This window comes from Fulvivirga lutimaris (assembly GCF_009711525.1).
In the GTDB taxonomy this organism is placed as follows: domain Bacteria; phylum Bacteroidota; class Bacteroidia; order Cytophagales; family Cyclobacteriaceae; genus Fulvivirga; species Fulvivirga lutimaris.
In genome coordinates this window covers 1-13,665 of sequence record NZ_SMLV01000413.1, presented here as the reverse complement: position 1 = coordinate 13,665, position 13,665 = coordinate 1, and the positions used below count along the sequence as shown (strand labels likewise).

Genomic DNA, 13,665 nt, shown 5'->3' with positions numbered 1-13,665 from the left:
TTAAGCTGCAAGAAGGCATGTAGCTTAAGGCTTCAAGCTTTCATCTTACAGCGGCTTAAACTGTTCGAAAGTCTCTTTGCAATTATTACAAAAATGGATAGAGCGGCAAGCTGTAGGGCCAAAAGGTGTTTTCATTACGCTATTATTGCTGCCGCAATTCGGGCATTCGATATTGTCTAAAATATCGATATCTACAATCAGATTATGTTTAGGTGGAGGAGCCAAACCAAACTCTTTTAAAGCTTTACGGCCTTTCTCTGTTATCTTATTAGAATTCCATGGCTCATCAAAATTGACCTGGACATCTACATTATCGATGCCATAACTATTAAGCACTTCTATAACATCCTGCTTCATATAATCGATGGCAGGACACCCAACAAAAGTAGGGGTCATTGTGACTGCCACACGGTGCTCGTTGATATCGATATTAGTGATTACACCCAGGTCAACCAGTGAGAGTACAGGTATTTCAGGATCTTTTACTTCCTCCAGCCATTCTAATATTTGAGCTTCGCTATACATATCGCATTAACACATTAGGGCCTGTGGAGGTTCATATTAATTACCAGTCAGCTGTTGGGTCTATTCTAAACACTTCCGCCATTTCGTCTAACAGAGGTTGCAAGTGCTCAGTATGTTTTCCTTTTCTGCCGCCATATTTTGGTGTCAAAGTACTGATGTCTGGCATTTGAAGCTGAGTTTGGTTAATCACGTCAGTGATTTTGGCTAACCATTTTTCTTTTAGTACTTCTTCGCCTTCAAAAATACCTTCAGACTTCAATTCTGCTTCGTAAGGTGATGGTTCAAAAATTCCTAATGAGTAAGGCATAGCCTCATTTAAAGAATTTTGCAGTCTACTGATGCTTTCTTCTGTAGCGGACCCAAGCTGTTTTATCCAGGTATTGGCGTGCATGGTGTGATACCTTAGTTCGCCTTGTATCTTTTTTGATAGCTTGGCTAAGGGTTCATAAGATGAGTTAGCAAGCATCTCAAATCTGATCGCGTAAGCAAAATCGAATAGGAAATGTCTGATCAAGCTGAAATCATATTCACCATTGGGTAACTCAGTCAGCTGACAGTTATGAAACTGATCTTCATTGCGCATAAAGGCAACAGTGTCAGGCTCAGCTTCACCTAGCTCATGTAGCAATTGATACATGGCTTGACTTTGACCAACCTTATCCTGAGCCATTGAAGAAAAGGCAATATCCTCTTCCAACAATGGGCCAAAACCAGTCCACTCAGAATTTCTATGACCAAGTATAAGCTGATCATCAGCAATTTTATATAACAATTCTTTTATAGTTATTTCATTCATCGGATGCCTTCAGTTTTAAGCTTGTCTTTCTTTAAATTCCTTTATTTTATCTGCTGCCCTGTAATCGGAAGCATCTCTGAATTTTTTCTCAGGCAAAGTGTTCCACATGATCTTGTCTTCCTCCTCAGTAAACAAGATGTCACTTGTTTTTACTACCCAAACATTGTAAATAGGATCGCCATCAATAAAATTGGGCTTGGCCAATGCCAATGCCTGTTGATGGTTTTTAGCAGGTACAGAACCAATGTGTTCGTGCTGTTTTCCTCTTTTCTCTAAATGGAATATCTCGTACTGCTCTTCTTCACCATCTTCGGGATATGTGTCTGAAATATGGCTGTAGATATTGTCTTTATCCTCGGTGTAGGCAGTTACGAAGACATTTCTTGTTTCTACCACAAATATGCCCGCGCACATGAACCTGCGACTAAACTGCTCTTTGGCAAAAAGGAAAGCCATATCTCTGTTTGGCGCATGAACTATACCTTCATGGCGATACCCTTTGCCTTCTTTGATCTGCACAAAAACCTCAAAAGTGCCGAACTGATCGAGCGGAACTTTCGGTGTTAATTCACCTGTAGGAATGTTTAATCTGTTAACCCTGGGGTCGAGTGATTTATTCATAGAGTACTAATAAAAAATGACATCCCAAAGATGCCATTTTTGTTGATGTTCTGCAATCGTTTGAACTTAGTTCTATCTACGTTATGCCAAAGGTGCAACGTATTGAGTCTTAGGGGCCAAAAGCGCCTGTCTTACCCATCTGCCTCGCTCTTCAGCGGTTCTTCTCACAGCAAGTCTCTCGGCATTACAAGGACCATCACCATTGATCACTCTTTTAAATTCTTCCCAATCTGGCTCAGTATATTCCCACTTACCAGTCGCTTCATTTTTACCCAATTTAGGATCAGGAATCGTGAAGCCTAGTTCCCAAATTTTAGGAACGTACATATCAAGGAATTGATTTCTTTGCTCATCGTTAGACGACATTTTTACTTTCCAGCGCATCAATATTTCACTGTGAACAGATGCCTTGTCAGCGGGACCAAAAAAGTGCATCATTGGCGCCCACCATCTGTTAATGGCTGCCTGCATCATTTCTCTTTGCTTTTCAGTACCTGTCGCTAAATGTATAACGCAGTGGTGTCCATACTTAAGGTGGAACGACTCTTCTGCACAAATTCTCTCCAAAGCTCTGCAGTAAGGGCCATAGCTTCCTCTAGCATTAGCTAATTGGTTTACAATGGCACCGGCATCTACCAGCCATGAAATAAAGCATGAGTCAGCCCATGTGAAAGCAGGGTAGTTGAATATGTTGGAGTATTTAGATTTTCCACTCACCAAATCATCAAGCATTTGCTCTCTTGGTTTGCCTAGAGTTTCTGCGGCACCATATAGCAACTGAGCATGGCCTACTTCATCCTGAACCTTAGCCATTAAAGCCAATTTTCTTTTGAAGCCCGGTGCTCTGGTAATCCAGGTGCCCTCAGGTAGTGCTCCTATTATTTCTGAGTGAGCATGTTGCTCAATCATTCTAATCAATTGCTTTCGATACAGCTGAGGCATCCAGTCATGTGGCTCAATTTTCTCACCACGCTCAATTCTTGCCTCAAACTCAGCCAATTTTATCGGATCTTCATTTTCTAGTCCAGTGGCTTTTATCGATTCAAAAGTGTTACCTCCTCCGTACATAGTTTATCTGTTTATAGTGATAACAGTAAATGTTATTATTTGGTTTTAATTCCGCCAATTAGCATATCTGCCAATTGATTACCAACATCTTTAGGGTTCATTAAACCTTTAGGATCAAACCAGTTCGGCATCCAGTTTAATGAGGAGAAGAGCGTCATTACGGCCAGTTTAGTATCAATATTGCTGAACTCACCTGACTTTATTCCGCCTTCAATAATTTTCTTAAACCTGTTGATGTAGTTTATTCTTAATAATAAAAAGTCTCGCAAAAATGGCTGGCTCAGATATCTATGTTCATTCATAAATACTGCAGAAGCCGTTAAATCTTTCGCCATAACCTCAATATGACCCAATATACCTTGTCGAAGTTTTTCGCTAAAGGAGATGTCAGAGCTTTCTACTTTATCTAGTGAAGCTCTAAACTGAGCGGCCATTTCAAAGCATAAACTTTGAAGTATTTCTTCTTTTGATTTAATGTGAGAGTATAAGCTTGCTGCTTCAATTCCTAACGCCTGAGCCAGGTCTCTCATGGATGTAGCAGAATATCCATTTTTTTGAAAAAGGGCAGCAGCCTTACGAATGACTTGCTCTTTTCTACTAAGATTTTCTACTTCTACCATCGTACAAAAATAACCAATAATGTTTCCTAAAGAAGTATTTTGTTAGTTTTGAACGCTGTATATGAAAGTAGATTTTAAAAACTTCGAAGAATATCAAAGTAAATTGGGTTTGGTTTTTCATGGAACCCTGGCAGTGCCGCTTTTGCCTTTTGCTCTTTTGTTTCTCGAGATTAAAAACCGAGGGTATCAGGGTATGATAGAGCCGGGAATGACCGCCAATGTGATAAACTATGCAGTGGCATTAGTAAGTGGTTTGTTGGTAGCTCAGGGCTTCAACCTTCTGAAAAGGAAGATTTATCAGGTGGAAGAGTTAGACACATTGAAGGCAAAACTGCAGTTATACTACCGCGCAGCTGTGCCTCTTTATATTTTTGTTAGTGTAGCATGCTTATTCCTTGCTGCAGCGCTTTGGGTAACGACTGGTGGTGTAATTATCGTGGCGTTTGTTATTGTTCTGTTTGTCATGTCGTTGAACAGGCCAACTCCGGCACGATATGTCAAGATTTTAAAATTGAACAAGGAAGAAAAGGACATAATTATAAATCATAAAGATCAGGAATTGACCTGATGTTAATGAATAAATAATGGCACGGCCATGAGACTATTACTAACAATAATGATAATAGCGACAATAATGCCTGCGATAATTGTGAGGGTGGACTTATTAAAAAACTTCATCGTTCTACCATTAGTCAATAGCAATGCCAAAGTTGAAAATGATCAATTAAGGCCTTTTTAGGGTTATTTTTACTTTCGAGATGATCAAATATGTACATCGTGCTGTACGACTTTGAACATTCACCTATTAGACACTTTTTATGAATGATTGGTTGTATGACCGTTGATATTTATTTTCTGGTAAGAAGTCTAACTTCGTAAGATGTCAATTTCTGTTATTATACCCGTGCTGAATGAAGAGAGGAGTCTTGATGTACTGCTTGAGCAATTATCGGAAATTGATCTTATAGCTGACATTGTAATTGTGGATGGTGGTAGCGTTGACAATACCCTTCAAATTGCAGCATCACATCAGAAAGTTAAAATAGTAGAGACATTAAAAGGAAGAGCTTTACAAATGAATGAGGGAGCAGATAATGCCACTTCAGAAAACCTTTTATTTCTTCACGCTGATTCTGTGCTATCACAAGAACTTATTCAAGAATTATCCAATATGGTGCATGAAGGCAAGCCAGGAGCGTTTGAATTATCGTTTGATTATAATCATTGGCTGTATCGGGTTTATGCCCGTTTTAGTAGATTAAATTGGAGCATATTCACTTATGGAGATCAGGGGTTGTTTATTCAGAAATCACTTTTCCTAAAGCTCGATGGGTTTAAGAATATTCCAATTATGGAAGACCTTGATATGGTGAGGAGAATTAAACGGGAAGCTAATTTTTGTAAGTACCCGGCCAAGATAATCACATCATCCAGACGGTTTGAGAAAAATGGAATAATAAGACAGCAATTACTCAATATTATTTTAGTGATGGCTTATTATTTAGGTGTTAAACCACAATTTTTAAGTCGCTTTTATCGGTATTGATCTCACTCTTACCATATTTGTCTTTTCCGTAAATGAAGAAGGTACTCATCATAACATATTATTGGCCACCAAGTGGAGGGGGAGGTGTGCAGCGCTGGCTGAAGTTCGCGAAGTACCTGCCAGAGTTTGGTTGGGAACCTGTTATTTTTACTCCAGAAAATCCTGATTTTGATATACAGGATCAATCATTGTTAAAAGATGTTAGCTCGGAATTGGAAGTGATCAAACTGCCAATCTGGGAACCATACACATTATTTGCTAAGGTGAATAAGGGCAAAAAACTGAAGCAGGGACTGGTGAGTAGTGATTCTAAACAATCATGGTTAACGAGTTTAGCATTATTTATTCGAGGCAATTTTTTCATTCCAGACCCAAGAAAGTTTTGGGTAAAACCTTCCATTAAATTCCTTTCAAGAATTATTGATGATAATAAAATTGATGTGGTAGTCACTTCCGGACCACCTCACAGCATGCATTTAATTGGACTCGGACTGAAGAAGAAATTAGGAATAAAATGGCTGGCAGACTTTCGTGATCCTTGGAGTAAATGGGACATGCTTGATCAGTTTAAGATGACTTCTTTAGTCAGGGGCATTCATCGCAGATTGGAAAGAAAAGTGTTAGCCAATGCCGATGAAGTGCTTACCGTAAGTCAGTCATGGTCGAAAGAGTTTGAGCAAATTCATCAAAGAAAATACAGTGTAATTAACAATGGCTTTGATGCTGATGATTTTGAAACAAGTATTAGTAAGTCTTCAGATAAACAATTTGTCATCAGTCATTTTGGGTTAATCAATCAATTCAGGAATCCTGTTAATTTTTGGAAGGCCATTAAGAAAGTGATACATGATAACCCGCAGTTGAGTTTTAAGATTAATCTTTTTGGAACTATTGAAGCCAGCATATTAGATGCACTTAAAAATGACAAGCTTCTCAAGGCCATCGTGGAGATAAAAAGCCCGGTTTCTCATGATCAGGTGTTAAAAGAGTATCAAAAATCTGATGTATTACTTTTGTTGTTAAATAATACCGATAACGCTAAGGGCCACATTCCGGGTAAGCTTTTTGAATACATGGCCAGTGGCAGATATGTTTTGGCATTGGGCCCAGCAGATGGTGATAGTGCGTCAATTATTAATGAAACGGGCATTGGTAAGGTGTTGGATTGGCATGATGCACAAGGCATTGAAGAAGCTTTGAAAGCTACACTACAAGCCACTGATTCAAATAGAAATTCTAATGCCATTGGTAAATACACCAGAAAGGCTTTGACTGAAAACCTTGCTCAACTTCTAAATAGGATTTAGTCTGCTATTGTAAGGCTAATTTTATTTTAGTCACAATAGTTTCAAAATGTGTGTCCAGTATCTCAGGTTGAATAGGCAAGGAAACTAACTCCTCAGCTGCTCTTGTCGCAACTGGTAATGGTTGGCAATATTGCTTCAAAGCATCATGCTGATTGATGGATTTGTCATAATGAATCCCAGTTAAGACACCTTCTTTTTTCAATTGGTTTCTGAATTCATTTCTATTTTCCATCCTGACAGGAAATTGATGATAGATAGCATTTGAATCTATAGGTGGCAGCTTCAAAGGTAGATTTTTGAGGGCATCCTGATATAGGTTTGCATACTTTCTCCTACTTTCATTATGCTCATCAAGTGCTGGTAAAAGTGTATTTAAAATAGCAGCATGAACTTCATCAAGACGACTATTAATGCCAGCTTCAGCTACATTGTTGTCTTGTAAACCATAGTTTCTGAGCGCTCTTAGTTTAGATGCTAATGCCCCATTATTTGTTGTAATTGCTCCTCCATCCCCCATGCATCCAAGGTTTTTTGTTGGATAAAAGCTAAATACCCCACAATCGCCAATGGAACCTAATTTCTGATTGTTAAAACTGGCTCCATGCGCTTGAGAGCAGTCTTCGATTACATATAAGTTGTGTTCAAAGGCAATCGCCATAATTTGGTCCATCTCGCATGCATAGCCATGCAGATGCACAGGAACAATGGCCTTTGTCTTTTTTGTGATGGCCTTTTTAATCTCAGCAGGATTAATGCAGTGAGTTGTATCTAAAATATCAACAACTACTGGTTTTGCACCTATTTGCAAAATGGATGTAACAGTAGCTGGAGCTGTCAATCCAGCCGTAACAACTTCATCTCCTGATTTAACACCAAGAGCCATTAAGCTAAGCGCAAGTCCGTCAGTGGCGGAGTTAACTCCAATGCAATATTCTGTGCTTATATATTTAGAAAGGGCCGTTTCGAATTGTGCTACTTCACTTCCGAGAATGTAGCTATTAGAAGATGCAACTTTTTGGAAGGCATCATTTAGCTCATTTTTGAAATGGTCAAACCTTAGCCCCGGATTACAAAAAGGTATGGTTTTATTAGTAGACAAATCAAAGCTGATCTAGTTGATAGTATTTAGTATCCTCAAACCTCTTAGAAGCATAAACCACTACAACTGCATCATTAGTAAAATCCATAATTTCAATGAAATGGTAAGAGGGAATAAGGAGCCCTTTATCTGAATGGAGTGGGTATTCCTTTTTCTCTTTTTCCTGATCTATATGGACTAAAGTAGCATTTCCTTTAAGTGCAAAAACAAACAACTCACAGTCCACAGCGTGGCCTGCGCGCTTTTGTCCGTGAGGTACATTTATCAAGTAGAAAGTTCTTTGTGGATGAAAAGGTAAGGGTTGATTTTCTTCTACGGCAATCAAATCGCCACGCTCATCTTTGTGATGCTGGATGTCTATGTACTTGATTGTTGAATTTATCACAGTTTGCATTCGTGTATTACGAAATTAATGAATCGATTGATTTATCTCTTGATTACTTGTCTGCTCATTTCTAAAGCTTTATCGATTATGTCGTTAAACTCAGGAGAAAATTTAAGCATATAAACTACTGGTATGGTTATCAGACAGAATAATGAGCTTTTAACAAACATATCAATCCAAATATTGATTATCTGAGGAATGAAAAATACAACCACAAAGGATATGATAAGAATGGTGAAAAGAATAAAATAGTCTTTTGTAAAAGGGGATATTTTTAGTTTGACTTTTAAAAAGCTGTATTTGGCCAAATTAAATAGAATCAATGCAATGGCTGTAGACCCTGCCGCACCTATAATGCCGAATTTCGGAATCATAACCAGTTTTAAAACAAAGGAGAAAACCAAAAGAATTATTGAGAAAATGGTATCCATTTTGTAAAACTTAGAACTAATTAACACCGCACCGTTAATACCGAATGCTGTATCAATAATCTTAGCGAGTCCTAGTAAGAAAAACACCATAAAACTATCAGCATAGGCAGAAGGTAGAAAGCTCATTAAACTGTCATAGTTGATCGCTATAAGCATAAAAATCAAAGACCCAAAAAGCATTTGATTCAAAGCTGTCTTCTTATAAAGTGTATGAATCATTTCATGATTATCATTTTTAAAAGCATCTGCCATTAGTACTGCAGTTGTTCTGGAAATTGATTGAGCCGGAACCAGGATTACCGAACTCATGTAAAGTGCGATAGAGTAAATGGCAACATCTGTCAAACCATTATAGCTACCCACCATCAAAACATCCACCTGATTAATAAGAAAGAAAGAAAGTCCACTAAGTATGGTAACAATTCCGAATCTTGACATAGACTTCAGGGTGGCTATTTTTTCCTTACTCAGTTGAAGACCTAAATTGAGTTTTCCTTGCTTTAACGTATAAATAAATGCTAAAGAGCTGACAAAAATCTGCCCACCGACATATACATTAATAAATGTGTCAGTATCATAAAAATCAAAAGCGTATAACAGCACAATTCCCAACCAAATGAGTCTTAATAGGATAGAATTAAGAAAGGCAGTAAATGAGTTTTTTATAAGAACCCTTAAGTATGCATCGAATAGATTAAAGGCAATAAGAGAAATAACAGCAGGTAACAGCAGGTAGTAGTAGTCAGTAAAGAGTTTGGCTTTTTCAGAGTATATGTCGTTAATCTGTTCTTTAAATACAAAAAGGCATATGGCAGAAATCAAACCTCCTGCAAAGGACAAGAGTAAACCTAGCGTAAGTGTGGTATTTTTTGCATCATCTTTTAAGTAAGGATGAAACCTTACCAGAATATTGCCAGTGCCAAGTTGAGAAAGTTGTGCAATTAGTCCTGCTGCAGTAAATAGTATTCTTGTCAAACCAAAAACCTCATCGCCTAGTACATTAGGAAAGATTAGGACTGTGTTAACATATCCTAATGCAATGCCTATATATAGGATGATTGAAAATTTAATACTGGTTTTGCTAACTACTCCCATTGATTTGAATTGTGGGCAAACTTATTTGGAAAATGGATATGTTTGCCTCCTCTAAAGAAATAATTTCAAAGATTTGATCACCCACAAGCATAAGATAATATTTATTCATATTCCAAAAACAGCTGGATCTAGCATTGAGAAATTTTTTGGAATTAATAAAATTAGCCACAAATGGGATAAAAGTGATAGGTTATACCTTAAGGGATGGGATCCAGTTCATAAACTGCATTTGCAGCATTCCAGGTCTACTGATCTGCTTGAAAAGCAACTTATTCTGCCAGGCATATGGGATGAGTACTTCAAATTCGCCTTTGTTAGGAACCCATGGGACCGTGCTTACTCTGATTATTTGTGGATGCAAAGAGATAGGAAAGTTGAAGGGCCATTTGAAGATTACATCTTAAAAAAAGGAGTGTTTGAAAAGCACTTAACTAATCTTGAAAGTAAGCATACCAGAGGTGATCATGTTATACCGCAATATGAATTCATCTATGATGCCGATGGCAATTGCCTTGTCGATTTTGTAGGCAAGTTTGAAAATCTTGAGGCTGATTTTAAAAAGGCATGTAATTTGGCTGGTATTCAATACAATGAGCTGCCACATGAGAAGAAGAGCACTGTTGAAAGAAAAGATTATCATGATTTTTATGACCAGAAGAAAAAAGATTTAGTAGCAGATATTTATGAGAAGGATATCGAACTTTTTAATTATCAATTTTGACCATGCAGAAGAAGGTATATGTCATAATAGTAACATATAATGGATCTAAGTGGATTAGAAAATGCCTTGATGCGGTTTTAAAAAGCACTATTCCTATAAATGTATTGGTGATAGATAACTGCTCAACTGATAATACAGTAGAAATTATAAAAGCTGAGTTTTCTGTTATTAGGCTGCTGGAGCAACAAGAAAACCTAGGATTTGGTAGGGCTAACAATGTGGGGTTAAGGTTAGCCCTCAATGAAGGAGCGGACTATTTCTTATTGCTAAATCAGGATGCCTATGTAGAGAATAATATGATTGAAAAACTGGTTGATGTTTTTGAATCTGATATGTATAAGACTGGTATTGTTAGTCCATTGCATCAAAGTGTAGAGAGTAACCTGGATTTTGGCTTTCAGGATCATGTCAAAAGGTATGCATCATCAGAATCATATCAGGCAATACTCTCAAGGAAGGAGGGTGTTTATGATACAAATTTTGTAAATGCTGCCTGCTGGCTTTTATGCAGGAATACAGTTGAAACTGTCGGTTTATTCAACCCACTATTTCCGCATTACGGAGAGGATAATGATTTTGTTAATCGACTTAAATATTTTGGATTAGGAATCAGGATTTGCGCTTATACATTTGTTGTTCATGACCGTGAACAATCTCAGGATTTAAGGCTGGGTAAGCTTATTAAAAGAGAGACAGTATCTTTTTTTAAGCATTTTTCAAATGTCAATAGCTCTCCATTTAAGGCACTTGTTACTGTATTGGATAAGTGGATAAGAGAAACAATCTATTATCTGATAACTGGTCGATGGAAAAGAATGTGGGCAGTTAATGTTGCTTGGTTTAGTATGTGGGTTAATTTGGTGGCTATTCTAAAGGCTAAAAGAAATTCCAAAATGAAAGGTGCATATTTATGAAGATTGGAATGTTTTTGGATACTGCTTTTCCTCCTGATTCAAGAGTAGAAAACGAAGCTATAAGTCTAATAAAAGCTGGCCATGAGGTTCACTTATTTAGTTTGGACTATGACGGACGAAAATCAAGAGAGACAATCAATGGAATTTTTGTCCATAGATATAAAGCTGATAAACTGACTTACAAATTATCCGCATTGGCCTATACATTTCCATTCTTCCACATTAGAATTAAGAAATCCATTATCCAATTCATTGATGAAGTGAAGCCTGAAGCCATTCACATTCATGATATGGTAATTGCAAAGGCGGTAATGAATGTAAATAAGGACTTACTTGTAGTGTTGGACTTACATGAGAACAGGCCAGAAATCATGAAGCATTATAAGCATGTTAATGAAGGTCTGGGCAAGTGGTTGATCAATACCAAGAAGTGGAATAGGGTACAAGATGAGCTCATTAAGAGATGTGATCATCTGATTCTTGTTACTGAAGAGGCTAAACAAGTGGCAACTGGTAAGGGATTAAAGAACGCAGATCAAATTACTGTAGTACCTAATACAATTCTTCCTGAAGTGTATCTTAATTATACTATCGATCAGTCGATCCAGAATAAATTTAAGGATTCCTTTAATCTTGTTTATTTAGGTGATACCAGCTTTAGGAGAGGTACTGATACGGCCATTAAGTCAATAGCGTTGTTGAAGAATAAAATTCCTAATGTCAAATTAATATTAGTTGGAGATAGCTCTATTGATGATCAACTTAAGCAACTTGCCTCAGGTTTAAATGTTTCTGAATATGTATCATTCGAAGGTTGGCAAGATGTTTCCCTTTTCTCTTCTTATGTTCAGGCATCAGATATTTGTTTATCTCCTTTAAAAAGGAATACTCATCATGACACCACCTTTGCCAACAAGCTTTTTCAATACATGGCTATGGGTAAACCTGTTGTTGTAAGCAACTCGACAACACAAGCGAATGTTGTTAATAGTGAAAATTGTGGGTTGGTGTTTGAAGCTGAGGATGAAAAGGAGCTAGCAGATCAGGTTATTAAACTTTATGAGGATAAAGAGCTATCAAAGCAATTAGGAGCCAATGGAAAAAAAGCGGTTAAAGAGCGATGGAATTGGGATATAACCAGCAAAGACTTAATTAACATGTATTCCACGTTAAAGGACTCACTTTAATTATTTTACCCTTCCAGGATTATCGCCAACAAAAGCCTTCCAACTTTTTGGTCCAGCTTTCTGCATACTTCCTTTCTGAAAATGGTGGCAAACTGCAACTGCCAGCGCATCTGTTGCATCAAGGAGTTTAGGCAGTTCTTTAATTTTTAAAAGTGTCATCAACATATTAGCCACCTGCTCTTTAGAGGCATTACCATTACTGGTTACCGACTGCTTTACTTTTTTTGGAGCGTATTCTGTAATAGGAATTTCTCTTGAAAGGGCAGCAGCCATGGCTACGCCTTGGGCACGGCCTAGCTTCAACATTGACTGGACATTCTTTCCGAAAAATGGCGCTTCCAGTGCCACCTCATCAGGATGGTAATCATCAATTAGGCTAATTACTCTTTCAAAGATCTTCTTTAGCTTAAGTTCGTGACCTGAATATTTACTGAGATGAATAACCCCAAATTGTAATACACTTATTTTTTGTCCCTTAATAGTGATAAGGCCATAGCCCATTACACTGGTTCCCGGATCAAGCCCAAGAATTATCTGCTCCTTTTGGTTATTTTTCTCTATTTTGGCCACTTGTGCAATTTAGGTAAATGAAGGCAAAACTAAGCCAATCACCGGTGAAGCAAATAACAGTGTTGTTAAAAGTATCGGTCATAGCGATCATATTGATAATGCTCTATTTTAAGCTCAGAGATCAGCAAGATCTGCTCGCGGAAATGAAAAAACTTTTTATAAAAGGGTTCATTGAAGATAGGTGGCTTTTACTTTTAGTTGTTTTGCTAATGCCCGTGAATTGGTTTATAGAAGGGCTAAAATGGAAAATTATAGCTGGAAAAATAGCAAGTATATCACAGTGGCAGGCATTCAAAGGAATATTAAGTGGCCTTACCATTGGATTTGCTACACCTCATGGAATTGGAGATTATTTAGGACGTATAATGACCATAAAACATAGGCAGAGGTTCTTCTTAATTGGAGGAATAATGTTGGGCAGATTGAGCCAACTAGGAGTAACACTGCTATTTGGAATGGTCGGTGTGTTTTATCTTTTTGGATTGAAAATAGTAGCCTATTCTTTTATTGTAGCAGTGGTTTCTTTACTTCTTCTAGTGTTGATATTCAATAAAGTTAAACATCTCAAAGGTGTTGGTAGATTTTTTAAAATGATCGGAGACTATTCGGTGAGCGAAATAGTTAAGATTGCACTACTATCAATAAGTAGATATTTGGTATTTAGTATTCAATTTTTGGTTGTGCTTTTCGCATTCCTCCCAAAATTTGATTTGAGTTTAAATGTAGCTGGTGTGACATGGGTGTTTCTAGCAAAATCTATTTTACCATCATTTAATTTTT

The 13,665-nt window shown here is 37.4% G+C and carries 16 protein-coding genes; 7 read left to right on the top strand and 9 right to left on the bottom strand.

The features are described from left to right. Positions 1 to 45: 45 nt before the first annotated feature. The 5 genes from paaD to E1140_RS15495 form a co-directional block, all read right to left on the bottom strand. Complete coding sequence (paaD, locus tag E1140_RS15515) at positions 46 to 525, bottom strand: 1,2-phenylacetyl-CoA epoxidase subunit PaaD (RefSeq protein WP_155185837.1); 480 nt, start codon at positions 523 to 525, stop codon at positions 46 to 48. A gap of 40 nt (positions 526 to 565) precedes the next feature. Then, the gene (paaC, locus tag E1140_RS15510) at positions 566 to 1,321 is read right to left on the bottom strand and encodes a 1,2-phenylacetyl-CoA epoxidase subunit PaaC (RefSeq protein WP_155185834.1); all 756 of its coding nucleotides are present in this window, start codon (positions 1,319 to 1,321) and stop codon (positions 566 to 568) included. A 15-nt stretch (positions 1,322 to 1,336) separates the two neighbouring features. Continuing rightward, positions 1,337 to 1,942 (bottom strand): phenylacetic acid degradation b, encoded by a 606-nt coding sequence (locus tag E1140_RS15505; protein ID WP_155185831.1) that lies wholly within the window; start codon positions 1,940 to 1,942, stop codon positions 1,337 to 1,339. A gap of 81 nt (positions 1,943 to 2,023) precedes the next feature. Then, positions 2,024 to 3,010, bottom strand: coding sequence for a 1,2-phenylacetyl-CoA epoxidase subunit PaaA (paaA, locus tag E1140_RS15500; protein WP_155185829.1), 987 nt, complete (start codon positions 3,008 to 3,010; stop codon positions 2,024 to 2,026). Between the two features lie 35 nt (positions 3,011 to 3,045). Beyond that, positions 3,046 to 3,630, bottom strand: a complete 585-nt coding sequence (locus E1140_RS15495) for a TetR/AcrR family transcriptional regulator (RefSeq protein WP_155185826.1) — start codon at positions 3,628 to 3,630, stop codon at positions 3,046 to 3,048. Positions 3,631 to 3,691: 61 nt separating this feature from the next. Here E1140_RS15495 and E1140_RS15490 point away from each other — a divergent pair, with 61 nt between their 5' ends. The 3 genes from E1140_RS15490 (at position 3,692) to E1140_RS15480 (ending at position 6,483) form a co-directional block, all read left to right on the top strand. Continuing rightward, positions 3,692 to 4,198 (top strand): hypothetical protein, encoded by a 507-nt coding sequence (locus E1140_RS15490; protein ID WP_155185821.1) that lies wholly within the window; start codon positions 3,692 to 3,694, stop codon positions 4,196 to 4,198. Between the two features lie 312 nt (positions 4,199 to 4,510). Then, positions 4,511 to 5,176: a TIGR04283 family arsenosugar biosynthesis glycosyltransferase gene (locus E1140_RS15485; protein WP_155185818.1), complete on the top strand. Its 666-nt coding sequence runs from the start codon at positions 4,511 to 4,513 to the stop codon at positions 5,174 to 5,176. 32 nt (positions 5,177 to 5,208) lie between these two features. Further along, on the top strand, positions 5,209 to 6,483 hold the full coding sequence (locus E1140_RS15480) for a glycosyltransferase family 4 protein (protein WP_155185815.1): 1,275 nt from the start codon (positions 5,209 to 5,211) through the stop codon (positions 6,481 to 6,483). A 4-nt stretch (positions 6,484 to 6,487) separates the two neighbouring features. Here the strand turns inward: E1140_RS15480 and E1140_RS15475 are convergent, their stop codons facing one another. From E1140_RS15475 to E1140_RS15465, 3 genes are read right to left on the bottom strand one after another with little or no spacing between them, the layout of a single operon-like run. After that, a complete protein-coding gene (locus tag E1140_RS15475) occupies positions 6,488 to 7,582 on the bottom strand; it encodes a DegT/DnrJ/EryC1/StrS family aminotransferase (protein ID WP_155185812.1) in 1,095 nt (364 codons plus the stop codon). Between the two features lies 1 nt (position 7,583). Further along, complete coding sequence (locus E1140_RS15470; RefSeq protein ID WP_221412710.1) at positions 7,584 to 7,967, bottom strand: sugar 3,4-ketoisomerase; 384 nt, start codon at positions 7,965 to 7,967, stop codon at positions 7,584 to 7,586. Positions 7,968 to 8,008: 41 nt separating this feature from the next. Beyond that, entirely contained in the window at positions 8,009 to 9,493 is a 1,485-nt protein-coding gene (locus tag E1140_RS15465) for a lipopolysaccharide biosynthesis protein (protein WP_155185806.1), read from the bottom strand. A 73-nt stretch (positions 9,494 to 9,566) separates the two neighbouring features. Between E1140_RS15465 and E1140_RS15460 the strand changes: the two genes are divergently transcribed. The 3 genes from E1140_RS15460 to E1140_RS15450 are packed head-to-tail and all read left to right on the top strand — an operon-like array spanning position 9,567 to position 12,315. Continuing rightward, positions 9,567 to 10,214 carry a sulfotransferase family 2 domain-containing protein gene (locus tag E1140_RS15460; RefSeq protein WP_155185803.1) on the top strand — a complete coding sequence of 216 codons (648 nt, stop codon included), beginning with the start codon at positions 9,567 to 9,569 and terminating at the stop codon, positions 10,212 to 10,214. Between the two features lie 2 nt (positions 10,215 to 10,216). Continuing rightward, positions 10,217 to 11,128, top strand: a complete 912-nt coding sequence (locus tag E1140_RS15455; protein ID WP_155185801.1) for a glycosyltransferase family 2 protein — start codon at positions 10,217 to 10,219, stop codon at positions 11,126 to 11,128. Then, the gene (locus tag E1140_RS15450) at positions 11,125 to 12,315 is read left to right on the top strand and encodes a glycosyltransferase family 4 protein (RefSeq protein ID WP_155185798.1); all 1,191 of its coding nucleotides are present in this window, start codon (positions 11,125 to 11,127) and stop codon (positions 12,313 to 12,315) included. Before E1140_RS15455 ends, E1140_RS15450 begins: the two co-directional genes overlap by 4 nt. Here E1140_RS15450 and ruvC read toward each other — a convergent pair whose 3' ends face one another. Then, the gene (gene ruvC / locus E1140_RS15445; protein ID WP_185153626.1) at positions 12,316 to 12,885 is read right to left on the bottom strand and encodes a crossover junction endodeoxyribonuclease RuvC; all 570 of its coding nucleotides are present in this window, start codon (positions 12,883 to 12,885) and stop codon (positions 12,316 to 12,318) included. A gap of 44 nt (positions 12,886 to 12,929) precedes the next feature. On the opposite strand from ruvC, the gene E1140_RS15440 reads away from it, so the two are divergent. After that, on the top strand, positions 12,930 to 13,665 hold a 736-nt coding region (locus E1140_RS15440), incomplete at its 3' end, for a hypothetical protein (RefSeq protein ID WP_221412709.1).